The organism is Silvibacterium sp., from assembly GCF_047605705.1.
Classification (GTDB): domain Bacteria; phylum Acidobacteriota; class Terriglobia; order Terriglobales; family Acidobacteriaceae; genus Silvibacterium.
In genome coordinates this window covers 1-21903 of the sequence record NZ_JASGFD010000049.1, presented here as the reverse complement: position 1 = coordinate 21903, position 21903 = coordinate 1, and the positions used below count along the sequence as shown (strand labels likewise).

General features: G+C 61.9%; 22 protein-coding genes and 1 tRNA gene. 4 read left to right on the top strand and 19 right to left on the bottom strand.

Annotated features, from left to right (window positions below; translation table 11 throughout):
• Position 1: 1 nt before the first annotated feature.
• Positions 2-1660 carry a cellulose synthase operon protein YhjQ/BcsQ gene (locus QM649_RS15995; RefSeq protein WP_415200061.1) on the bottom strand — a complete coding sequence of 553 codons (1659 nt, stop codon included), beginning with the start codon at positions 1658-1660 and terminating at the stop codon, positions 2-4.
• A gap of 364 nt (positions 1661-2024) precedes the next feature.
• Here QM649_RS15995 and QM649_RS15990 point away from each other — a divergent pair.
• Positions 2025-2100, top strand: a tRNA-Lys gene (locus QM649_RS15990).
• A 97-nt stretch (positions 2101-2197) separates the two neighbouring features.
• On the opposite strand, the gene QM649_RS15985 is transcribed toward QM649_RS15990, so the two are convergent.
• Both QM649_RS15985 and QM649_RS15980 read right to left on the bottom strand, forming a co-directional pair.
• Positions 2198-3241, bottom strand: a complete 1044-nt coding sequence (locus QM649_RS15985; RefSeq protein ID WP_415200060.1) for a UDP-glucose--hexose-1-phosphate uridylyltransferase — start codon at positions 3239-3241, stop codon at positions 2198-2200.
• Between the two features lie 90 nt (positions 3242-3331).
• Positions 3332-4537: an ATP-grasp domain-containing protein gene (locus QM649_RS15980; RefSeq protein ID WP_415200059.1), complete on the bottom strand. Its 1206-nt coding sequence runs from the start codon at positions 4535-4537 to the stop codon at positions 3332-3334.
• An 80-nt stretch (positions 4538-4617) separates the two neighbouring features.
• Between QM649_RS15980 and QM649_RS15975 the strand changes: the two genes are divergently transcribed.
• The 3 genes from QM649_RS15975 (at position 4618) to QM649_RS15965 (ending at position 7159) form a co-directional block, all read left to right on the top strand.
• On the top strand, positions 4618-5259 hold the full coding sequence (locus QM649_RS15975; RefSeq protein ID WP_415200058.1) for a DUF4254 domain-containing protein: 642 nt from the start codon (positions 4618-4620) through the stop codon (positions 5257-5259).
• 160 nt (positions 5260-5419) lie between these two features.
• Positions 5420-5977, top strand: a complete 558-nt coding sequence (locus QM649_RS15970) for a TPR end-of-group domain-containing protein (protein WP_415200057.1) — start codon at positions 5420-5422, stop codon at positions 5975-5977.
• A 120-nt stretch (positions 5978-6097) separates the two neighbouring features.
• A complete protein-coding gene (locus QM649_RS15965; RefSeq protein WP_415200056.1) occupies positions 6098-7159 on the top strand; it encodes a gluconeogenesis factor YvcK family protein in 1062 nt (353 codons plus the stop codon).
• Positions 7160-7186: 27 nt separating this feature from the next.
• Here QM649_RS15965 and QM649_RS15960 read toward each other — a convergent pair whose 3' ends face one another.
• The 16 genes from QM649_RS15960 to hfq all read right to left on the bottom strand — a co-directional run bounded on the left by QM649_RS15960 (position 7187) and on the right by hfq (position 21228).
• Entirely contained in the window at positions 7187-7993 is an 807-nt protein-coding gene (locus QM649_RS15960; RefSeq protein ID WP_415200055.1) for a YoaK family protein, read from the bottom strand.
• Positions 7986-8438: a hypothetical protein gene (locus tag QM649_RS15955; protein ID WP_415200054.1), complete on the bottom strand. Its 453-nt coding sequence runs from the start codon at positions 8436-8438 to the stop codon at positions 7986-7988. The genes QM649_RS15960 and QM649_RS15955 overlap by 8 nt, the downstream gene beginning before the upstream one ends.
• A 129-nt stretch (positions 8439-8567) precedes the next feature.
• A complete protein-coding gene (locus QM649_RS15950; RefSeq protein WP_415200053.1) occupies positions 8568-9551 on the bottom strand; it encodes an MBL fold metallo-hydrolase in 984 nt (327 codons plus the stop codon).
• 175 nt (positions 9552-9726) lie between these two features.
• Entirely contained in the window at positions 9727-9987 is a 261-nt protein-coding gene (locus QM649_RS15945) for a hypothetical protein (RefSeq protein WP_415200052.1), read from the bottom strand.
• Between the two features lie 136 nt (positions 9988-10123).
• Entirely contained in the window at positions 10124-10804 is a 681-nt protein-coding gene (locus QM649_RS15940) for a hypothetical protein (RefSeq protein WP_415200051.1), read from the bottom strand.
• A gap of 157 nt (positions 10805-10961) precedes the next feature.
• Positions 10962-11558 (bottom strand): transcription elongation factor GreB, encoded by a 597-nt coding sequence (greB, locus tag QM649_RS15935; RefSeq protein ID WP_415200050.1) that lies wholly within the window; start codon positions 11556-11558, stop codon positions 10962-10964.
• Between the two features lie 77 nt (positions 11559-11635).
• Positions 11636-12382: a Stp1/IreP family PP2C-type Ser/Thr phosphatase gene (locus tag QM649_RS15930; protein WP_415200049.1), complete on the bottom strand. Its 747-nt coding sequence runs from the start codon at positions 12380-12382 to the stop codon at positions 11636-11638.
• A 196-nt stretch (positions 12383-12578) separates the two neighbouring features.
• Complete coding sequence (atpC, locus tag QM649_RS15925) at positions 12579-13001, bottom strand: ATP synthase F1 subunit epsilon (protein WP_415200048.1); 423 nt, start codon at positions 12999-13001, stop codon at positions 12579-12581.
• A 75-nt stretch (positions 13002-13076) separates the two neighbouring features.
• Positions 13077-14522, bottom strand: a complete 1446-nt coding sequence (gene atpD, locus QM649_RS15920) for a F0F1 ATP synthase subunit beta (protein WP_415200047.1) — start codon at positions 14520-14522, stop codon at positions 13077-13079.
• A 96-nt stretch (positions 14523-14618) separates the two neighbouring features.
• Complete coding sequence (locus QM649_RS15915) at positions 14619-15713, bottom strand: F0F1 ATP synthase subunit gamma (protein WP_415200046.1); 1095 nt, start codon at positions 15711-15713, stop codon at positions 14619-14621.
• A gap of 9 nt (positions 15714-15722) precedes the next feature.
• Positions 15723-17285, bottom strand: coding sequence for a F0F1 ATP synthase subunit alpha (atpA, locus tag QM649_RS15910; RefSeq protein ID WP_415200045.1), 1563 nt, complete (start codon positions 17283-17285; stop codon positions 15723-15725).
• Between the two features lie 111 nt (positions 17286-17396).
• Entirely contained in the window at positions 17397-17936 is a 540-nt protein-coding gene (atpH, locus tag QM649_RS15905; RefSeq protein WP_415200044.1) for an ATP synthase F1 subunit delta, read from the bottom strand.
• Between the two features lies 1 nt (position 17937).
• The gene (locus tag QM649_RS15900; protein WP_415200043.1) at positions 17938-18639 is read right to left on the bottom strand and encodes an ATPase; all 702 of its coding nucleotides are present in this window, start codon (positions 18637-18639) and stop codon (positions 17938-17940) included.
• On the bottom strand, positions 18636-19097 hold the full coding sequence (locus QM649_RS15895) for an ATP synthase F0 subunit B (protein WP_415200042.1): 462 nt from the start codon (positions 19095-19097) through the stop codon (positions 18636-18638). The genes QM649_RS15900 and QM649_RS15895 overlap by 4 nt, the downstream gene beginning before the upstream one ends.
• Positions 19098-19403: 306 nt before the next feature.
• Positions 19404-20771 carry a GTPase HflX gene (gene hflX, locus QM649_RS15890; protein WP_415200067.1) on the bottom strand — a complete coding sequence of 456 codons (1368 nt, stop codon included), beginning with the start codon at positions 20769-20771 and terminating at the stop codon, positions 19404-19406.
• A gap of 139 nt (positions 20772-20910) precedes the next feature.
• Positions 20911-21228, bottom strand: coding sequence for an RNA chaperone Hfq (gene hfq, locus QM649_RS15885; RefSeq protein ID WP_415200041.1), 318 nt, complete (start codon positions 21226-21228; stop codon positions 20911-20913).
• Positions 21229-21903 lie beyond the last annotated feature (675 nt).

Below are 21903 nucleotides of genomic sequence, written 5' to 3'. Positions count from 1 at the left end.
ATTAACTCCGTTCCTGCTCGCTCCAGCGACGGCCGCGGCGTGCACCGTCTGCGGGAGCCGCAAGGCGGCGGGCCCATGAAGCAAGGGAAGCATAGTCTTCGGCGACCAGCGCGCCGGGTGAGTAATCGACCACCGTCATGCCTTCAGCCAGCGCTTCGGCCACGGCAGCCGAGCGATGCAGCGCAAACGGCAGCAGACGATCACCCAGCCGCTGAGCCAGGATTTCGCGTATTTCGAGGTGCAGGGAGAGAGCCGGATCGAAGCCGTTGATGAGATACACCGGCTCGAGCCTGCGTCCTTCACTCTCTTCGATCCGCGCAAAGAAATCCTCGAGCGCCTGCAGCGAACCGAGCGAGTGCAGGTCCGGCGTGAGTGGCACCAGCACCTGCGGCGTAAAGCGCGCCAGCTGCTTCACCAGTTCGACCGAAGCCGTCGCCACATCGACGAGAATCCGGCTCACACCCTGCGAGTTCTGCTGCAACAGGTCACCGAGCTTAGCCGTGGGCGCGGTGAATGCATCCAGGCTGAGCATCTGGACCGCCGCATCCTGCCCGCCGCCAGTGAAGCTGCGAACCACACCCGGCTTCGGCGCCTGCGCGCCGTAGTAGAGGTGCAGCAGCCCATAAGGATTCGTATCGACGAGGAGGACATCTTCGCCGCGCGATGCGAGAGCGCGGCCGAGCGTCGCCACCAGGCCGGTCTTGCCGACTCCACCGGCCAGCGAAAAGACGGCGAGCACGGGTGCATGCAGCGCAGGCTCCCCATGAGCATGCGGTTCAAGGTGCCCGGCGATGCGATTCAGCGCATACCAGCGGGAGGACGTTCTCTCACGGCCCGGCGTCTCCTGCTTCTTCGCAGGTGCCGGCTCGGCCAGCATGGAGGGCGGCAGATGCGCATAGCCATTTCCGGAACGTTCCGCCGATGCCGGAGTAGACGCGGCGGCAGGTTCGGCAACGAAGGCTTTCGCGGGCGGCTCGGTCAAGACTTCATGAGCCAGAACAGGCGCAGCTTTCAGCGTCGGATTGTCATCCTTCACGGCCGGGGCCTTGGCGGGCTTATCTCCCGGTAACTCGGCGCCCAGCAGCTCGGCCCAGGGACCGCGCGCGATCGTCCGGGACTGCGCTTCGGTCTTCTGCTCGGGCCTCGATGCCACCGCAGAGGCGGGTCCGGCGGCAGCGTCGATCCGGATCTCAGCCTCCGGAGCTCCTGACTCCGTGTTCTTCGGCGCGGCATAGTCCTGTGCAGCAGACGCCTCGAACGCAACCGGCTGAGAAGGAATTTCTTCGGCTGCGACAGCTGGCTCCGCGATCTCTTTCTTCACTTCCGGAACGAGGGCTACAGCTTCGATCTGCTCGACCGGCACAGGCTCGTTGTTCTCCGCTTCCAGAGCTTCCGGACGGGGAGCCGTGGCTTCCAGAACGTCCTCGAGCGGCTCGGCGGCCGGAACAGCCTGGGCAGCTTCTGCCTCTACAGCCTGATCCGGCTCCTGATCCGGACGCGGAGCGCGGGGCTGGGAGCGGAAGTCCTGGCGCGTGGCACTGAAGTCCCGGTATTTGATGCCATGAAGGTTCGCCCACGAATAGAGCGTGGCGATGTCCTCAGGCAGGATCGGAGCAGAGTCGGACTCTGCTTGTGAAGCGTTGCGCTTATCGGCGCTCATGGAATTACCCTCGTACCCGTTCGGTTACTGTCATTGCGGGGCTGGATGGTCGCACCGGTCTTCCACGGAACGCCAGAAATTCATCAAAAGAGAGCACTTACAGGCCAATACTGCCGCAAGTCTATCCCTCTTTTCCTACCCGCCCAATACCACGGAGGAGCTAGTCGAACTCAAATAAGACGTGACGTCTGTAATTTGTGGGTGCTTACTGGAGGGCTTCTCTGCTACCTTCTCCGACACCCTTTTCTGGTACCTATATCGGACACATAAGCAGCGGGGACAGCTACATAGTAATGCGTAACTCGTTACTTTTGGATACGTTTTTCGAGAGAGCCGCTACCGTGTGATAATTTGAAAAAGGTAGGAGCCTGTAGCTCAGTTGGTAGAGCATCGCCCTTTTAAGGCGCTGGTCCTGGGTTCGAGCCCCAGCGGGCTCACCACGGTTTTGTGGAAACACTCCACCCCAAATACAGAACGCCCGGGGCCTTCGCCCCGGGCGTTTCTGTTTCCGCTTCCCTGACTTTTATTTCCCTGCTTTTACTTCAAAGTGAAGTGCGTCGAAGAGAGCGCCTGCAGCCGCTCCGCCGCCCCTTCCGGCGTAATGTCGCGCTGCGGCATACCCAGCATCTCGAATCCCACCATGAACTTGCGCACCGTTGCCGAACGCAGCAGCGGCGGATAGAAGTGCGCGTGGAAGTGCCACTCCGGATGCTCTTCTCCGTCGACCGGCGACTGGTGGAAGCCCATCGTATAGGGGAAGCTCACCTCGAAGAGATTGTCGTAGCGGGTCGTTACCTGCTTCAGGATGTCCGCCAGCGCCGTCTTCTCGGCATCGGTGAACTCGGGCATCGAGCCGAGGTGCCGCTTGGCCAGCACGAGTGTCTCAAAAGGCCACACTGCCCACCACGGTACGATGGCGGCAAAGTGCTCGTTTTCGCACACGACACGGGTCTTCTCTTTCAGTTCGACCTTCAGATAGTCGCAGAGCAGGCAGCTCTTGTGCTCGGCGAGATAGGCGCGCTGCGATTCGGTCTCGGCAGCGGGCTCGTCGGGAACATGCTCGGTCGCCCAGATCTGGCAATGCGGATGGGGATTGCTCGCGCCCATCATCGCGCCGCGGTTCTCGAAGATCTGCACGTAGTTCAGCTCCGGCACCTGCGCCAGCTCCGCATACTCCGCGGTCCACGCGTCCACCACCTTGCGGATGTCCTCAAGCTGCATCCGCGGCAGGGTCAGACTGTGGTCGGGATGGAAGCACAGTACCTTGCAGCGTCCGCGCTCGCGTTCGGCATGAAGCAGCGGATGTACGTCCGCCGGGGGCTCGGGAGAATCCGGCAGCAGGGCGGCGTAATCGTTGTCGAAGATGTACACGCTTTCATATGGAGGCGTAACGTGCCCCCCGGCGCGCGTATTGCCCGGGCAAAGATAGCAGGTCGGGTCATAGTGCACATCCGAGAAGCCCGAAGACGGGTTGACCTCGCCCTGCCACGGGCGCTGGGTACGGTGCGGAGAGATCAGCACCCACTCGCGGCGGAGAGGATTGTAGCGGCGATGCGGGAATTGCAAGGAGGTCGACGACACTTCTGTTCCTTTCAGGCCGGTAGGATCGGGCCGGACAAGCCGGCCGGTCACCGCGCTCGATCCATCATCCCACGAGCATGCTCGAAGCCGTTACGCCGGTGGCTTGTCCGGCACCGGCGCAGTCGCCAGAAAAAGCTCCGCGAAGCGGCGGCTGTAATCCTCGAGCAGCGCCTGCACGCGCGTGGCCTGTGTCGAACGCACGATCAGCCCGGCGTGATGATGTTTGTCGATCCGCTCGATGATCTCGGGCGCGTCGAATCCCGAGGTATCCGGCTTTTCCGTCCGCGCAAGGCAAAGCACGCTGCCCGCGTAGAGCTCTTCCTTCTTCGGCAGCGCGTAGTGCTGGTAGCGCAGATGCGCGACCTCGATCCGCGCCCATTCCGTCCAGAGATCGACACCCGTAGCGTGCCGGATCACGTCCGAGATATATGCGCCGCCCACGCGCCCGGCAATCTCGAGGAAGTAGTAACGGCCGTCCTCACCGTGGATATACTCGGCGTGCGTGACCCCGCGCACCATGCCCATGCGCGGCACCAGTTCGCCGTTGATGCCCGTGAGGGCAACGGCCTCCGGCGTATCGCGGTCGAGGATACGCGTCGTAAAGACGCCGCCCTCGTGCATCACCTTCATCGGCGGCTGCCCGTAGCGGCTCACCGAGGTGAACAGGACCTCGCGCTCACTGACGATCGAATCCACGTGGTAGATCTGGCCCGGGATGAACTGCTCGAGCACGAAGTAGCTCTGCCGGTCACCCAGCTCCTCCAGCGCGCGCCACAGCTGCTCCGGCTCATGAATCCTCCGGATGCCGATGGCCGAGGCCTCCGAGCGCGGCTTCAGCAGCCACGGCCCGGGGACGCTATCCATCCATGCGCGCAGATCGTCATAGTTGAAGACGCCGATGAAATCCGGAACCAGCGCTCCTGCCTTCTCCGCCTCGCAACGCATGGCCAGCTTGTCGCGGAAGTGCGCAGTCAGCGTCCGTCCCATGCCGGGGATGCGCAGGTGCTCACGCAGGTGCGCCGCGGTCTCCATATCGAATTCGTCGAGCGAGATGATGCGATCGAAGCGGCGGGTGCGCGCCAGCCAGGCCACCGTGTTGGTGATCTGCTCGAGCGTCAGCCCGGACGGCATCGTCTCCAGTAGTTCGAGGCTCTCGCGCGGCCAGTCGGCATCGCGGTGTTTGTCCAGCGTCAGCAGCACGACCTTGCAGCCCATGGCCGCGGCCTGTCGCAGGAAAGCATGACCTTTTACGTAGGAGGAGATGCAGAGGAGGCGCTCTTCGCGAGACTGGCTCATTGGGAAACTCCGCGCGTGCGATGGTATGGCCCGATGGTCCTGAGTGAAGGTTAGTTCTACCATAGGGATGGGACAGCTGAATGACAGAAATACGAGAAGCAACGCCGGGCGCCCTGCTGGCAGCCACCGAAGTAACAGCCATGCAGGACGCCGCCACCGCGGCGTGGCACGGCGAGAAGACAAATCATCCCCTGGCGCCGGCCGGTGAGCTGCTGAAAATCGTGCTTGAGCTGCATCGCGCCAACTTCGAGCTCTGGCACACGGAGGACCAGGCGCGCGTACCCGGCGCCAGCGACCGGCAGATCGCCGAAACCAAGCGCGCGATCGATCGCGTGAACCAGCGCCGCAACGATCTTGCCGAGCAGTGCGACATGCGCCTGCTGGCTGCGCTCGAACCGCATGGCCTGCCGCGGCTCGACGCAGAGCTGCATTCGGAGTCGCCCGGCCTGATGCTCGACCGGCTCTCCATTCTTGCGCTGAAGATCTACCACACGCGTGAGGAGGTGCAGCGCGAGAACGCTCCCGAAGGCCACCGCGAGCGCAACGAAGCGCGTCTATCGGTGTTACTGCAACAACAGGCAGATCTTGCCGGATGCCTCGACGCGCTGTGGCACAACATCCTCAGCGGCGAGCGCCGGTTCAAGCTCTACCGCCAGATGAAGATGTACAACGATCCGTCGCTCAATCCTGCAGTCTACGGAAGCGCGACGCGCATCGGATGAAGAGGGAAAACGAAGCTCCCCGCAGAGGTCGGGCGGGGGTTCTTGACGCAGCAACAGACAGTACGTATAAATGCCACGATAATGGCAATTCTGCCGGAATCGGTTACGGCAGCCACCGCTAGCAACCTGGTCACCCACGTGGCCCAAAGGAAAAACCTTCATGCAGGAAGCACGCTCCGCAGGCGCCAAGAATCGCGCCCAGGCGGCCGGCATCGAGAAAAAGACCAAGGCACAGAGCGCCGAGCAGGGTCCCTTCGAACACTTTCAGCGCGCAGTTCAGCTGATGCAGGAGGGCAAGTACGACAAAGCTCGCGATCTCTTTGAGCAGCTTGCCGGCGAATCCGTCCCGGAACTGGCGGACCGCTCACGCGTCTATCTCGCTGTCTGCGCCCGCTACTCCTCGCGCCAGAGTCTGAACTTCAGCACCATGGAAGAGCGCTACGACTACGCCGTATCCCTGCTGAACCAGGGGCAGTATGAGGATGCGCGCGACCAGTTCGAAGGCATGCTCGAGCGCAATGGCGATGCAGATTACGCGCACTACGGCCTGGCTGTACTGAACAGCATGACCGGGCAGGCCGAAGAGTGCCTCGAGCACCTGGCCCGCGCCATCGAACTCAACTCACGCAACCGCCTGCAGGCGCGCAGCGACGCGGACTTCGTCGACATGGCCGACGACCCGCGCTTCACTGAGCTGCTCTACCCAGAGGCCCAGTAGCCGGACGCCGGTAACCGTACCCAGTAACCGGGCTTAGGCCATCGGCCACAGGCCCGGTCATCGCCTGAACATCGCAAGCTGCGGCCCGTCGGGATACACTCTTCCTTGTTGAATACGAAGATGGAGCTCCCGACCGCCGCCTTGCCCGCCTACTCCGCCCTGACCGAAACTGCACGGCGCAGCTTCCGCGTCGTAGCCATGGGTGGCGGAACCGGTCTCTCTACCCTGCTCCGCGGCCTCAAGAAATACGTCCCTTCGGTCACCGGCGCTGCGCCCGGAGCCTGCGACGAACTTCCCTGCCTCATCAGCGATCTTGCCGCCGTAGTCACCGTCACCGATGACGGCGGATCGAGCGGCCGCCTTCGCAAGGACTTCAACATGCTCCCGCCGGGCGACCTGCGCAACTGCATGGTCGCGCTCTCGGAAGACGAATACCTCCTCGCACAGCTTTTCGGCCATCGCTTCCGCAGCGGCGGCGACCTTGAGGGCCACAGCTTCGGCAATCTCTTCGTCGCTGCCCTGGCCGAGATGACCGGCGACTTCGGCCACGCCATCAAGCTCGCAGCAGAAGTGCTGGCCACCCGCGGGCATATCTACCCCGCCACGGTCGCCGATGTGCAGCTCCGCGCGCGCATGGCGGACGGCACCACGGTCGACGGTGAGACGAACATCACGGCCAGCCGCGTGCCCATCGCCGAGCTGATGCTCGAACCCGCTGTCGTCGAGCCCATGCCCGAGACGCTCGAGGCCATCGCGAAGGCCGACCTCATCACCATCGGTCCCGGCTCGCTCTATACCAGCCTCATTACGAATCTCCTGGTTCGCGGCATCCCCGAGGCGCTCGGTGCGGCACAGGGTACGCGCGTCTACATCGCCAACCTCATGACGCAGGCCAACGAGAGCCTGCACCTCAGTGCCTCGCAGCACATCGAGCGCATCTACGATCATGCGCGGCAGCCGATCTTCGACTATGCACTGGTGAATACCGCGCCGGTCTCGGAGACCATTCGCGAGCGCTATGCCGCCGAAGGCGCGGAGCTCATCGACGCCGACGTCGAGCGCATCGAGGCGCTCGGCATCCGCTGCATTACGGGAAACTTTGCCGCCGAAGGCAATGTGCTACGCCACGCCTCCGAGCGTGTGGCAGCCACGGCGCTCGAGCTGGCGCTCGCCGGCCGCTAAGCAGTCAGTCAACTTCTTCGTTGCGGGCTAAACCCCGTCCCGCGCGTCCCATCGCTTCTGCTGGAGAAGCCGTACCGCGACCGCGAGCAGCAGCACGAGGTCGATCCACAGCGCGCGGTTGCCCATGCGCGGCGTGGCCAGCGCTCCGATCAAGGCTCCGAGGAAGAAGGCTCCGCAGATCATCGCGAAGTCTTCCAGGCGCTTCAGCGTCTCCGGCTTGCGTCCGGCGAAGATCCAGTCAAAGATCGCCTCGCCCAGCGTGCGCAGGTTGCCGGTCGTAAAGGTCGAGCTGTAGCCGTGCCCATTCACCTGCCGGAAGGTCGCCACCTGCACCGAGGCCGCAAAGGCGATGCTGGTCGTGATCCAGAAGTCCCGCGTATTTTGCGGCAGGAAGCTCAGGATGGCCAGCGTGACGATCTCCAGCAGCAGCACCGAGAGATACGGGAAGCGCAGGTTGCGCCGCTCGGCGTAAAGATGGATCCCCCGCGCCGTGCAGATGCCGCATAAAAATGCCGCAATGGGCGGAAGATGCCGCAATCCATCCTGCCAGTTTCTCGAAACGCAGGAGATACCCAGCAGGATCACGTTGCCGGTCATGGCATTCGCGAATACGTGGTCATGCGCCGTGTAGGTGAAGGCGTCGAGAAAGCCTCCGGCCACGGCCAGCAGCGCGCCGGTCGGCGTGGAGTGCACCAGGTCCGCACGCTCCTGAAAACGCGGGGTGGACAGGTCAGTCTGGAAGGAGATGTCGGAGGAGATGGTCCCGGGGAGAGGGGGAACAGGCGACGCGGTGACGGCATCGCCCGGCAAAGTCGGGTTCGAACTCTCAGGCAACGTTGCGGGGATGTCCCTGGTCGTCCGAGAGGCGATCGTGCAGGAGAAAGCGGGCCTGGGCCATACCGGCCAGGTAAACCGGCGCCGGGATGGTGATAGCGATCAGCACCCAGCAGAGCATCGAGAAGAGCAACCCGGCGATGGCCGCCATCTGCAGGGTCAGCGCGACATTGCGGTGATCGAGATGCATCACCAGCGCCCAGTTGCGCAGGGGCTCGACATGATGGATGACCGCCAGGGCCAGCAGGAAGGCGAGGATCGAGAGCGTGCTCACCGCGATGAGCGCGATATCGACCGTGCGGTGCAGCCGCTGCCGGTGCCGGCAATGCGCGCATTCCGCAAAATGACCTTCATAATCAGCCCGCATTTCCGGGGAAATGCCGGAAATGTCATAGCGCCAACTGGATAGGATGTCTCCGATGACTGGATCGGTGCAGTTGTTCATCGTTTCGATACTCTCCCGGCAAGGCGTAAGTTCCAACGGTCAGACACCGCGAAGACCGCTTAGGCGATTCAATTCACGGGCGTTACTGCTCTTGCGCTGCAATGGGACGCTTCAGCAAGTATAGCATCCCTACAAAGTAATAGATTCGAGCGGGGCCTGCTGGGTAGCAAGTAAAAGTCGGTTCCCGAGCAGATTCATCCGATCCCGCAACGCCCGCTCCGCGGCCAGCCTGGCCAGCTCAGGCATGTTGTTGCTCTCGGAAAGATGGGCGAGCACCACGTACGCTGCCTGCCCGTCGTATCCTTCTTCGAGAAATTTCGCCGCCGCATCGTTCGAAAGATGCCCCACCCGCGACATGACCCGCTGCTTCACCGACCATGGATACGGCCCGTCGCGCAGCATGTCGAGATCGTGGTTCGACTCCAGCATCAGCACATCGCAGCGCTTCAGGCGCTGTTCCACATGCGCAGGCATGTAGCCCAGGTCGGTCGCGACGCCGACGCGAATCCCTTCCGCCTCGAAGACAAAGCCAACGGGATCGATCGCATCATGCGGGAGGGTGAACGGCGTCACCGCGATATCGCCAACGCAGAAGGCCTCGCCCGCCGTGAAATATTCGACACCCGGCAGACGGGCCGGATCCGCAACCACTTTCAGCGGAGCATCGTCTTCCGGTTCCGGACTATTGCAGTCGGGAGCGGCAAGCTCTTCCGCCGCGGCTTCCTGAATCGCGTCCTCGGCAACCTCGTCTACGACCTCGGCCGAAGCGGAAAGCTCCGCAGCCGCCTGCTGACGGCGCTGCTCCAGCCAGTCCGCATAGGTCACGCGCTTGCGCGGCGTCATCCAGCGAGCCCAGGCACGATGCGTCGCCTCGGTGAAGTACACAGGGATGCCCAGCTTGCGAGCCGTCACCGCCAGCCCCTGTACATGGTCCACATGCTCATGAGTGACGAGAATGGCGTCGAGCGTGCGGGGATCTTCTCCCGCCACCTGCATGCGCTTGAAAAGCTCACGGCAGGAGAGCCCCGCATCCACCAGGATCCGGGTACGCGCACTGGAGACGACGGTGCTGTTGCCCTTCGAACCACTGGCCAGCACTGTCATCCGCACCATATCGAACAAGAATACGCCGGATCGGTGTGGAACAGGGCGCAGGGGGAATCGAGTTCGGTATCCCACGAGTGCGGAAATGGCAGGGACGGCCAGGAAATCACCCGGCGAGCGCTTGCTGCGGGATCTTGATATCTTCGCTGAAGGGATCGCCGTCTATGAGTTTCAAGATATGGCTTCAGTGGAGCATATCTCTGAGAGAAACCGTGACAGCCCATCCGAGGTCGCCACCAATTCCATAATGCGCCGCTTTCTCGATGAGGCCGTCCAAGAAGCTTTCCAAGGTCCATGAACCGCCCCGACGAAGTTCTCGCAGGCGTCCGTAGATCTGATGTTGAAGCTCATTGAAACCAGTGAGATGAGCCACATCCCCACCGGCTTCTTCCAATGCATAGGCCCCTCTGGCAGAGATCGTTAGTTGTGCGCCCAAGTCGAACATCCACTCCCGTTCCCGCTCAGGCGTAAGCTTTCTAATGCAGTCCAGAACTTCTTGCCGAGTCATTCCTATATTTGTTCTCCTCACACAACAAACTTGCCGGAAGGGCGACTTTGCGTGAGGCTCGAGAGAGCAGGAGTCAAACTCTCGACACGGCAGTAAGCCACACTTTCCTAAGCCGCAGCGCGATGGCCACCTCTCCTCCAACAATCAGAAAAAGAAGTAAGTAATTTGGCCAGCGATGTCTGTACTTCCTATAAACCACCCAATAGGATTCGTCGCCAAGCTGAGATCTGTCATTAGCAGCAGACCACGTGATCGGTCCCTCCGGCGAAGACGCAAATGTCTCCGTCTTGGTATCAAACGTGAAGCGACGGACACTGGAAGTGTTGAAGTCGTATTGAGTGCCAGAAAACTTATCACCATCCAGATGGAGGCTAATGATTGAGCGCACGTAGCCATCACCGGCGACGGGCACATCTGTAGTTGCCCCTGGCGCTTTGAGGTAGCCATCGTAGGTATTATGGCTACCGACTTCATATCCATTCGGAAGTGTGACGAAGGGGTCGCCGCTCAACCCGCAATCTTGATGCGCCAAGCGATTGGACACCTGAACATGAATGAGAAGGGCAAATACAAGCCAACCAAGCCCAAGGAAGGGGGATGCCGCGAACATGGATGGCAGACTCTGTGCCTGGACGCCTGCGTCATTCAACTTCCTGCGTGCCGTCTTGAATAAGACGATAGACAGCAAGCACGCGCAGAGAATCCCCACGGCTCCAAACATAAAGAGAGTCACGACAACGGCAAACCCAGCCATAGTCGAAGTCTACTGGACTGAGTTACAAAACCGCGTTTACGGCAGTTACGATTTTTGATTCGTAACGATATGTCCCTTCGCGCCAGCGACCCAGGCCACTGAATTCCGCTCCCATAAGAAACACCTACCGATTCCTTGACGAAAAGCAGCCCATCTCTCAGGAGCGAGACATCGGGCGTTCGGCTTCGGATGCAGGCGGCTCGCGGAATGGCTCTACGGCAATCCGCTCGTACCGCACCTCCAGCACGGTCAGGCGCTCAGGGCCGCGTGGCGCATGGAGAACGATCTCGTCCCCCTCGGCGGACCTCATGAGCGCGCGCCCCAGCGGTGAGACCCAGCTGATGTGGTTTCGTTCGAGATCCACCTCGTCCACGCCGACGATGCTGACCTCGCGCTCCGCTCCCTCGGCATTGGCATAGCAGACCGTGGCCCCGAAGAATGCCCTTGCTGCCTGCTGGCCTGTTCGCGGGGCTTCCGGATCGACTACCTCCGCGGCCTCGATGCGCTTCGCGAGGAAGCGGATCCGCCCATCGATCTGCCGCAGCCGCCGCTTGCCATACTGGTAGTCGGCGTTTTCGCTGCGGTCTCCGTTTCCGGCGGCCCAGGCCACTACCTCCACCACGGCTGGCCGGTCCCGGGTGAGCAGAAACTGATACTCATCCCTGAGACGTTCGAGTCCGCCGGGGGTGATGTAGTTCTTGCCGTGCTTGGCAGGCTCCTCAGCCTGCGGTCTTCTCGTAAATCCTTTTCGCATGCTGCAATCCTACCGGGTTGGCTCTGTGTATTGACGCTGGCGAGCATCCAGCTGGCTTTCCGCCGGCAATGCAGAGATCATTCCCCGATGCGGGTCACGATGCAGGTCACATTGTCGCGGCCGCCGGCGGCATTTGCCTCGGCCACCAGCAGCTCGGAGATAGCCTGCGCCGGGGCATGCTCGGCTTCCATCGTGCTGAGCAGCTCCACGAGGCGATCGTCCGAGAGTTCGCGGGTCAGGCCGTCGGTACACAGCAGCAGCATGTCGCCGGCTTCGAGATCGAGCTCTCCGGTCTCGGTCGCTACGGTCCGCTGCGTGCCGATCGCCCGCGTGATGACATTGCGCAGCGGCGAACGATCGGCCTGGTCGGCCGTCAACTGCCCCAGCCTTACCTGTTCATCGACGAGCGAGTGGTCGTTCGTCTGCCGCAGCAGCTGTCCGCGACGGAACAAGTAACAACGGCTGTCCCCTACATGCGCAATCACGGCATGATGTCCGCTGATGACCGCCGCTACCAGCGTCGTGCCCATGCCATGCAGGCTGAAGTCTTTCTGCGCGCGTGAGTACACCAGCTTGTTCGCAGCCGCCACGGCATCTTCGAGAGCCTTGCGGGGCTGGGCATTCGGCTTCGCCGAGCAGATGCGGTCGACCACCGTATTCACTGTAAGCTGGCTGGCGATCTCTCCGGCTGCTGCGCCGCCCATGCCGTCGCACACCACGAATGCGCCGAACTCCAGGCAGCAGCCATATGCGTCTTCATTGGCGGAACGAACATTCCCCTTGTGCGTGGACGCAGCCGCTTCGAGCTTGATCGACATCTGCATGCAATAAGCAGCGGTCCGGGGACAATTCCGAGGGCTGTCCGCGACCTGCTCCAAGATACACCACTGGCGGCAAATGAAAAGGGGCAGATACTGGTCTTACATCTCCGCCTGATCCGGACAGGGAGCGGCAAAAGAAAAGGACCGGCATGGGCCGGTCCTGCTTGCGGGCATGATGCCCTGCTTTTTCTATATAAATCTAGCTGCGATCGCCCTTTGCGGTGTCGAGCAGTGATTCCGCCTCACGAATCACCTCGTTGGCCTCGTCATACTTTCCGGCGTCCTCACCGGCCTCGCTCCAGAGCTTCTTGCCTTCCTCAAGCTCCTGCTGCGCTTCGCCTGTATCGATGTCCTCGGGCTTCAGCGCGGTTTCCGCAAGGATGGTGACACGCTCCGGCAGCACTTCGACGAAACCACGGGCCACGAAATAGCTCTGGTCTCCGCCCTCGCCGCCGTGCAGGCGCACCAGGCCGGGGCCAAGCTCGGAAAGCAGCGGCGCCGCTCCGTAGAGCACTTCGAGATAACCCGACTTGCCGGGCACCTCGACCGCGGTCGCCGACTGATCGACGAGAATGCGGTCAGGGGTGACGAGCCGGACCTGGAGTGTATTGGTATCTGCCATGTTCAGTTCTCAGAGCTCAGTCCTCAGAGCTCAGTCTCAGTTTGTTTTCACTGAGCGCTGAGCTCCGAGCCCTGTCTACTTGTTTTGCGCCTTGAGCTTCTCTGCCGCCTCGAGAACATCCTCGATGGTGCCCTGGAGATAGAAGGCCTGCTCGGGAACATCGTCGTGCTTGCCTTCGATGACTTCCTTGAACGAGCGAACCGTATCCGCAATCTTGCAGTACTTGCCGGGGATGCCGGTGAACTGCTCGGCCACGTGGAAGGGCTGCGAGAGGAACTTCTGCACCTTGCGCGCGCGGTTGACGGTGATCTTGTCCTCTTCGGAAAGCTCGTCGATACCGAGAATCGCGATAATGTCCTGCAGGTCCTTGTAGCGCTGAAGAATGCGCTTCACGCCCTGGGCCACATCGTAGTGCTCCTGCCCGACGATGCGGGGCGAGAGAATACGCGAGCTCGAGGCCAGCGGATCGACGGCGGGGTAGATGCCCAGCTCGGAGAGCGGACGCGAGAGCACGGTGGTCGCATCGAGGTGAGCGAAGGTCGTCGCCGGAGCCGGATCGGTAAGATCGTCGGCCGGAACGTAGACGGCCTGCACCGAGGTGACCGAGCCCTTCTTCGTCGAGGTGATGCGCTCCTGCAGCTCACCCATTTCGGTGGCGAGGTTCGGCTGGTAGCCGACAGCCGAGGGCATGCGGCCCAGCAGCGTCGAAACTTCCGAGCCTGCCTGCGTGAAGCGGAAGATGTTATCGATGAAGAGCAGCGTGTCCGCGCCTTCTTCGTCGCGGAAGTGCTCCGCGATGGTCAGACCGGTCAGCGCGACGCGCAGACGCGCACCGGGCGGCTCGGTCATCTGGCCATAGATCAAAGCGGCCTTCGACTTCGAGAAGTCCTTGAGGTCGATGACGCCGGCTTCCTGGAATTCGAGCCAGAGATCGTTGCCCTCACGGGTACGCTCGCCCACGCCGGCGAACACCGAGAAGCCGCCGTGCTTGGTCGCAACGTTGTTGATCAGCTCCTGGATAATGACCGTCTTGCCGACGCCCGCGCCGCCGAAGAGGCCGATCTTGCCGCCCTTGAGGAAGGGCTGGATGAGATCGATGACCTTCACGCCGGTCTCGAACATCTCTTCCGAGGTCGCCTGCTCGTCGAAGGCCGGGGCCTGACGATGAATGGGGCGATGCTCCTTGGCGTTCACCGGGCCGAGTTCGTCGACCGGCTCGCCGATCACGTTCAGCACGCGGCCGAGCGTCTCGCGGCCTACGGGAACGGAGATCGGACCGCCGAGGTCGATGACCTTCATGCCGCGGACCATGCCCTCGGTCGACTCCATGGCCACGCAACGCACGCGGCCTTCGCCGAGGTGCTGCTGCACTTCAAGGATGACGCTGACGGGCGCGGGCACATTGAAGCCCTCGCTGACCACGCGCAGCGCCTGGTAGATGCCGGGCATCTTCGCTTCGTCGAACTGCACGTCGACGGCGGGACCGGAGACCTGAACCACTTTGCCGATGTTTTCTGCCATATATTTCCTGCTCTGGAATCTTCGCGGCCCGAGCCGCTTCTGTCTTGATCTTCTCCGGCGCGCCGTGAAGCTGCGCCGGCTTGCCAATGCTTTGAACTACGACAACGCGGCTGCGCCGCTCACAATCTCGATAATTTCCTTGGTGATGGCGGCCTGGCGTACGCGGTTCATCACCAGCGTCAGCGAGTCGATCATCTCCGAGGCGTTGTTGGTGGCCGCGTCCATCGCCGTCATACGCGCAGCATGCTCCGCGGCAACGGACTCGAGCATCGCGTGATACAGCTGCGAGGTGATGTAGCGCGGCAGGATCGCGTTGAAGATTTCGCGCGGCGACTGCTCGTAGATGTAATCCACGTCCGCCGTGCCGAACTTCTTCGCCTCGTCCTCGAACTCCTTGATGTCCGCCTCGGCTTCGCCCTTCTGCACGCTGATGCCAGCGGTCAGTGCGGCTTCGCCTGCGCGGGCACGCTCGTCGGCCGACATCTCCTCGGACTGCGCGATCTGCGGCTTGCCGATTGCGATGATGGGCAGGATCTTCTCTACTACCACGCGCTGCGAGATCACCGACTTGAACTCGTTGTAGACCACGTAGACCGCGTCGATCTCTTCGTGCGCATAGCGCTCGACGATGTCTTCGCCAACTTCACGCACCGCATCGAAGTTCAGCTTTTCGAGCAGGCCCGTGTGGTCGCCGATCAGCTCGATGCCGGTGCCGCGCTGGCGTTCGCCACGGCCTGTCGCCTCACCGTTTTCACCCTTTGCTGCTTCCGTGTAGGAAGCGGCGGGATAGCGGCGGCGATAGGTGTCGCGGGCCTTGCGGCCGATGGGCTCGACGTCGATCTGCTTGTCAGAATTCGCGTCGATGAACTGGGTCGCCGCCTTCAGGATGTTGTTGTTGAAGGCGCCGGCAAAGCCCTTCTCACCGGAGATGACGACTACCAGCACGCGCTTCTCTTCGCGCGTGCGCAGCAGCGGATGCCACGCGTCGCCGGTCTCGGGATCGTAGGTGTCGATGCGGCGCTTCAGCGATTCGAGCACGCTTGCCAGCATCGCCGAGTAGGGGCGCGACTGCATCGCGCGCTCCTGCGCACGGCGCAGCTTCGCCGCGGCCACCATCTTCATGGCCTTGGTGATCTGGCGCGTGTTCTTCACGCTGCGGATGCGCCGCCGTAAATCGAGGACGTTCGCCATAGGGGTGCCTTACTTCTTCGCTCCCGCCTGCTTCGGCTGCTGAATCTGCGCGTCCTGGTGCTCGGCGAGGAAGTTGGCTTTGTACTCCTTGAGCGCGGCGTGCATGCGGCTCTTGAGCTCGTCGTCCAGTGCCTTCTTCGTCGCGATATCGTTCAGCACCGCCGTCTGCGCGGAGGCCAGGTACTTGTAGAGGCCATCCTCAAAGGCGCGGATCGAAGGCACCTTGATATCGTCCAGGTAGCCCTGCGTGCCGGCGAAGAGGATGAAGACCTGCTGCTCGGCGCTGAGCGGCTGGAACTGCGGCTGCTTGAGCAGCTCAGTGAGGCGCTGGCCGCGATTCAGCTGACGCTGCGTCGCCTGGTCCAGATCGCTGCCGAACTGTGAGAAGGCCGCGAGATCGCGATACTGCGCGAGATCGAGCTTCAGCGTGGAGCCGACCTGTTTCACAGCCTTGATCGCCGCCGAGAAACCGACGCGCGAGACCGAGAGGCCGACGTTCACGGCCGGGCGGACGCCCGAGTTGAAGAGATCCGTCTCCAGGAAGATCTGGCCGTCGGTGATCGAGATGACGTTCGTCGGGATATAGGCCGACACGTCGCCAGCCTGTGTCTCGATGATCGGCAGCGCGGTCAGCGAGCCGCCGCCGAGTTCCTTGCTGAGCTTGCAGGAGCGCTCGAGCAGACGCGAGTGGAGATAGAACACGTCGCCGGGATAGGCTTCGCGGCCCGGAGGACGGCGGAGCAGCAGCGAGAGTTCGCGATAGGCCACGGCGTGCTTCGAGAGATCGTCATAGATGATGACCGCGTGCTTGCCGTTATCGCGGAAGTACTCGGCGATGGCGGTAGCCGCGTAGGGCGCGAGGTAGAGCATGGGCGCCGGCTCAGAAGCGGTCGCAGCGACCACAACCGTGTAGTCGAGTGCGCCGTACTCTTCGAGCGTCTGGACGACGGTCGCGACGGACGAACGCTTCTGACCGATCGCGCAGTAGATGCAGATCAGGTCCTTGCCCTTGCTGTTGATGATCGTATCGAGCGCGACGGCGGTCTTGCCGGTCTGGCGATCGCCGATGATCAGCTCACGCTGACCGCGGCCGATCGGAATCATCGTGTCGATGGCCTTGAGGCCGGTCATCATGGGTTCCTTGACCGGCTGACGCGCGATCACGCCTGGCGCGAGCCGCTCGACAGGCAGGGTCTCGGTGGTGTTGATCGGGCCCTTGTCGTCGATGGCCTGTCCGAGCGCGTTGACCACGCGGCCGATCATCGCCTCGCCCACGGGCACGCTGAGGATCTTGCCGCTGCGCTTGACCTGGTCGCCTTCGCGAAGCTCGGAGTAGTCGCCAAGGATGACGGCGCCCACCTGGTCTTCATCGAGGTTCATGGCCAGTCCGGCAATGCCGTGCGGGAACTCGATCAGCTCACCGGCCATGACCTTGTCGAGGCCGTGAATGCGCGCAATGCCGTCACCGAGGGTCACCACGGTGCCGACTTCGTCGACGCGAACCTTGGCGTCGTAGTTGGCGATCTGCTCTTTAAGGAGCGCTGTGATTTCGTCTGCGTTTATCTGAGCCATTGCGTTTTCTTAAGTCGGAACCTGTTGTGAGTTGTGCGAACCGGTCCTGCGAACCCAGGTTTGGCGCCGGTTCTTGGTTTGGATCAATCTTGTTCGCGCCTGCCGAAGCTGCTAGCTGGCGATCAGCTCTTCTCTGAGGCGATCGAGACGGCCGCGTACCGAGCCATCGTATACGGTGCTGCCGATCTTGACGATGACACCTCCGAGTACAGAGGCGTCTTCCTTATAGGAGGCACGAATCTGCTTGCCGGTGAACCCGCCGATCTGGCGCTCGAGTTCCCTGCGCTGGTCTTCTCCGAGCAGCCGTGCCGAGGTCACCGAGACCTCGAGGATGCCCAGTTCTTCATCCACAGCGCTGCTGAAATCGGAAACGATCTCCCGCAGTTCATGCAGACGGCCGTGGCTGATCAGCACAGCGATGAAGTTACGAGCCTGCTGCGCCAGCTTGAGCTTCGTGTTCAGCTTATCGAGAATCGCAACCTTTTCGGCGGCGGGAAACGAGGGGTCGAGAAAAACTTCGCGAAGATCCGCGCTGACATTCCAGGCAGCCAGAAAGTCGGCAAGCTGCGACTGGATCGTTGCCGGATTCACCTTGGCTTCGCGCAGAACGTCGGCGAGAGCGCGGGCATAGCGCGCAGTAATGGCGGACATGCTAGTTACGCTCTCCCTTCAGGTTCTCGGCAAAGCCGTGAATCAGGGCCTGGTCATCGGACTCGGTGATGCGAAGGCCGTGCAACGCGCGTTCGATCGCAAGATCGGCGGCGAGAGCCTTGAGCTCGCGGCGGGCCGCGGCTCCGGCAGCTTCAATCTCCTGCTCGGCAGAGGCGACGATACGCTGACGCTCTTCTTCGATCGAGGCATGGATGCGCTTCTCGTCCTCGGCCATCTCGCGCTCGGTCTGCTCGCGGATCGCGTCGATCTCGATACCCAGCTTCGAGAGGCGCTCTTCCACAACAGCCAGCCGTTCGTTGGCCTGCGAGGTGGCGAGACGCGCTTCGACAAGCTGCTTCTCAAGCGCCGACTGGCGATTGCGCAGGGCCTTGGGCACGGTCTTGAGGACCAGCCAGAGGACCAAGACGATCACGATACCCGAGTTGATGTCTTCGAAAATCCTGGCCACCTGTTCGGTGTCCATATGCAACGCGGCAGCCAGCTTTTTGACCGGAGCAGAATGACGGAATGCTTCCGTCTGCTTATCGGTCTCAGCCGCGTCCAGATCTCCCGTGGAAGAGGAGGGCTGGGCCTGCGTTGTGGCAGGAGCCTGCGCGACGGCGCGCAGGCCGGTCACCGCCGGAGCAGCGAACAGTCCAAACAGCAGGGTGAAAGCAAAGAGTGTGCGGCGATGCAGCTTCAACGGGCTCCCTCCGCACGGACAGGCAATACAGCCTGCAGAATCTGGGCAGCCAGCTGATCGGTCGAAGACTCGATCTGCTGCCGGGCAGCGGCGGATTCCTGTTCGATACCACGGCGTGCCGAAGCAATACGATCATGGGCTGCGAGGCGGGCCGAAGCAAGCGCCTTATCGCGCTGCGCGTTCCATTCCTGGACACGCTTTTCGCGGGCGCTGAAGATCTCCGCGCGGGCTGCACGCAGCCGCGCTTCGTACTCCTGGCTCTTGCTATCCGCAGCGGCGATGGCGGCGTGCGCCTTCTCCACCGCACCGGTGGTGCGGCGATGGCGTTCGGCCAGCACGCGCTTCAAAGGGCCATATAAAACAAAGCGATAGGCGAGAACCAGGATCAGAAAAATGATCGCCGTCGGCACGGAGCCGAGCAGGAGTTCGCCGATTTGACGCAGAAGGTCTTGTAGCATGAATTCGCGGGCGTATGCGGTTGTTATCTACTGGAAAGCGTTCAGGAACAATTGGTTGTAACAGACGAGAATTCGCGGTGTCAATCCGCCGGGCACACGATCACGGTCTTCCGATTTCCTTTGAAACAGGCTAAAAAACAACCCCGGAAGTCGTCGGAATCCCGCTTGACTCGGCACTGGACCGGCGTAAACTAAGTGTACCACCTATGACCCGGTTCAGGGTCGACGGGGCCGAGCATTTGGGACATACCTCCGCTCCCTTTTGACTCGGCCCTATCTATTTTATTTCGAAAAACTTCCACAGCCTCACGGCTTCCGCCAAAAGCGCCTGTAACGCCCCAGCAATGAGGCTGGACCGGCCACCGTCATGCGCACTAAATTCCCGTCAAATTCGCGTTCGCGAATGAGCGCTCCGGCTCCCAGCGCCGCCAGCACAGGTCCTTCGGACTGCGGAACCTGAAACCGCTGTTCCACGATGGGGTCGGCGACCAGCGCCTGGTCGATCCGCGCGATCAGCGCCTCGACCCCCAGCCCTGTTTTGCCGGAGACCGCTACCGCTCCGCTCGCCAGCAGAGCCTCCCGCTCATCTTCCGGGAGAAGGTCGATCTTATTCAGGACTTCGATCCTGGGCGTCGCGAGCACATCCAGTTCGCCCAGCACCTTTTCGACCTCGGCCTTATGCTCTTCCTGCATCGGGCTGGTACAGTCCCGCACATGCACCAGCACCTCGGCCTTCTGCACTTCCTCCAGGGTGGCGCGGAAGGACGTAACCAGCGTGTGCGGCAGGTCGCGGATGAATCCCACCGTGTCAGAGAGCAGAACCTTGCGGCGGCTCGGAAGCTGGATCGCCTTCAGCTTCGGGTCCAGCGTCGCGAACATGCGTGACGATTCGAGCACCCCGGCGCGGGTGATGGTATTGAAGAGCGTGCTCTTGCCTGCGTTCGTATAACCGACCAGCGCGACGGCCGGAACCGGGACGGCTTCCCTTCTCTGCCGCTGCTGCGCGCGCACCCGGCGCACCCCTTCCAGTTCCTCGCGAAGCTGCAGCAGCCGGCGCTGAATCCGGCGCCTGTCTGTTTCGAGCTGCGTTTCACCTGGGCCGCGTGTGCCGATACCGCCGCCGAGCTGCGACATCGACCGGCCCTTGCCGGTGAGGCGCGGCAACATATATTCGAGCTGCGCCAGCTCCACCTGCAGCTGGCCTTCGCGGGTCCGGGCGTGCCTGGCGAAGATATCGAGGATCAGCTGCGTCCGGTCGACGACACGGCAAGGCAGACGGTCTTCGAGGTTTCTGAGCTGTGTCGGGGTCAGGTCGTAGTCGAAGAGGACCACATCGGCCTGCGATGAAGAGACGATGCCATGAATCTCGTCGATTTTGCCGCTGCCCAGCAGGGTTGCCGGGTCGGGCTTGGGACGCCTCTGCACCACTTCAGCCGCGATCGACGCACCGGCAGAGACGACCAGCTCGCGAAACTCCTCAATGGAAGCCTCGAGATCGAAGCTGCGCGAAGAGACAGCGTCGCTGTCGGGCGCAAGAAGACTCTCCTCAGCACTTTCGCTGAGCAGCGCAGCACTCCGCGCAAGCGAAGCGGTGCGCAACTGGGGCCCACGGCGCGAGCCGAACTCCACGGCGACCAGCACAGCGATTTCGCCGTGCGCGCCAATGGCCTGCATATTTCCCTGATCAGTCAAACTTCCGGTTGAACCTCCACCTCAGCATAAACGCATGCCGGCAGGAGACCGTATCCCGAAAAGAAGGACCTTGCCGGCCCGCGCCTTTCCTCGAAATGGAAAGACGCGGGCCATGCAGTGATTAGGAGTGTGAATCGGAATTGCTGCCGGCGGCTGCCAGGGCGGGAGCGTGCGTGGGAGCATGCGCCGAGGACGAGCTCGATCCGGAACGATGGTCACTGTGCAGAACCGAACGGCTGCTGACCACCGTCGAGATGGCGTGCTTGAAGATGAGTTGCTCCTGGCTGTTGTTCTCCAGAAGTACCGAGTACTTGTCGAACGAACGAATCTTGCCTGTGAGCTTCACACCGCTTACCAGATAAATGGTGATGGGAGTCTTGTCTTTGCGAACGGTATTCAGAAAGGTGTCCTGAATATTCTGTGCCGGCTTGCTGTCCATTGCCGATCTCCTTCTCTTTTTACTTCCTTGGGTTCTGTTACGAAACAACTCGGTACTACAGTGAAAGTGCAGCGGCAGGATCGGTCTTTCTAATCCCACAACCGCAGTATCGTGAATGTTTTTGCGTCGTTCAAGGTTACTTCCGCCGCCAGGACATCATCCATAAGATGGAGAAGAAGGTGTCCTTGTGACGCACGCCTAAACAGCCAAGCAAAAATCAGGCTTACCAAAGGGATCGCGTTTCCCGAAAAAATCCCTTCTCACCCTGACAAATTGTTCCCGGTAAAAGCCTTACAGGCAGATACGCGTAACAACCCACTCATTAGATGTCGCATTTCAGCGCCCAGGTGTCTTTGCCGCAAAATATTTTGGCATAACAATAAACCTTTCAATCGTTTATTGATGACTTCTTAAATAGGACGCTGCAAGGCCGCGCTGCGCGCACATCCACCATGAAATGAGCGTTCCGGGCAGAAATGGGCAGAAAGCCTGCTCCTCTCAAGAGACAAATTATGCACGAAAAAGCGCAGGGCCGGATGTGATATCCGGCCCTGCGCTTTGCGTGTGTGCTTACTCGTGGCGATGGCGGCGCTTTTCCCGCGCATGGACGGGACGGACCCTTGCGATGCCCGGCGCAGCGACGGGCGCCCGGGGAGCCGGGGGCTCCACCGGACC

Excerpts from the sequence above, each read along its gene's own strand:
- QM649_RS15995 (WP_415200061.1), bottom strand. The coding sequence starts at position 1,660 with ATGAGCGCCGATAAGCGCAACGCTTCACAAGCAGAGTCCGACTCTGCT.
- QM649_RS15980 (WP_415200059.1), bottom strand. The coding sequence starts at position 4,537 with ATGAGCCAGTCTCGCGAAGAGCGCCTCCTCTGCATCTCCTCCTACGTA.
- QM649_RS15975 (WP_415200058.1), top strand. The coding sequence starts at position 4,618 with ATGACAGAAATACGAGAAGCAACGCCGGGCGCCCTGCTGGCAGCCACC.
- QM649_RS15970 (WP_415200057.1), top strand. The coding sequence starts at position 5,420 with ATGCAGGAAGCACGCTCCGCAGGCGCCAAGAATCGCGCCCAGGCGGCC.
- QM649_RS15965 (WP_415200056.1), top strand. The coding sequence starts at position 6,098 with ATGGAGCTCCCGACCGCCGCCTTGCCCGCCTACTCCGCCCTGACCGAA.
- QM649_RS15955 (WP_415200054.1), bottom strand. The coding sequence starts at position 8,438 with ATGAACAACTGCACCGATCCAGTCATCGGAGACATCCTATCCAGTTGG.
- QM649_RS15950 (WP_415200053.1), bottom strand. The coding sequence starts at position 9,551 with ATGGTGCGGATGACAGTGCTGGCCAGTGGTTCGAAGGGCAACAGCACC.
- QM649_RS15945 (WP_415200052.1), bottom strand. The coding sequence starts at position 9,987 with ATGTTCGACTTGGGCGCACAACTAACGATCTCTGCCAGAGGGGCCTAT.
- QM649_RS15940 (WP_415200051.1), bottom strand. The coding sequence starts at position 10,804 with ATGGCTGGGTTTGCCGTTGTCGTGACTCTCTTTATGTTTGGAGCCGTG.
- greB (WP_415200050.1), bottom strand. The coding sequence starts at position 11,558 with ATGCGAAAAGGATTTACGAGAAGACCGCAGGCTGAGGAGCCTGCCAAG.
- QM649_RS15930 (WP_415200049.1), bottom strand. The coding sequence starts at position 12,382 with ATGCAGATGTCGATCAAGCTCGAAGCGGCTGCGTCCACGCACAAGGGG.
- atpC (WP_415200048.1), bottom strand. The coding sequence starts at position 13,001 with ATGGCAGATACCAATACACTCCAGGTCCGGCTCGTCACCCCTGACCGC.
- atpD (WP_415200047.1), bottom strand. The coding sequence starts at position 14,522 with ATGGCAGAAAACATCGGCAAAGTGGTTCAGGTCTCCGGTCCCGCCGTC.
- QM649_RS15915 (WP_415200046.1), bottom strand. The coding sequence starts at position 15,713 with ATGGCGAACGTCCTCGATTTACGGCGGCGCATCCGCAGCGTGAAGAAC.
- atpA (WP_415200045.1), bottom strand. The coding sequence starts at position 17,285 with ATGGCTCAGATAAACGCAGACGAAATCACAGCGCTCCTTAAAGAGCAG.
- atpH (WP_415200044.1), bottom strand. The coding sequence starts at position 17,936 with ATGTCCGCCATTACTGCGCGCTATGCCCGCGCTCTCGCCGACGTTCTG.
- QM649_RS15895 (WP_415200042.1), bottom strand. The coding sequence starts at position 19,097 with ATGCTACAAGACCTTCTGCGTCAAATCGGCGAACTCCTGCTCGGCTCC.
- hflX (WP_415200067.1), bottom strand. The coding sequence starts at position 20,771 with ATGCAGGCCATTGGCGCGCACGGCGAAATCGCTGTGCTGGTCGCCGTG.
- hfq (WP_415200041.1), bottom strand. The coding sequence starts at position 21,228 with ATGGACAGCAAGCCGGCACAGAATATTCAGGACACCTTTCTGAATACC.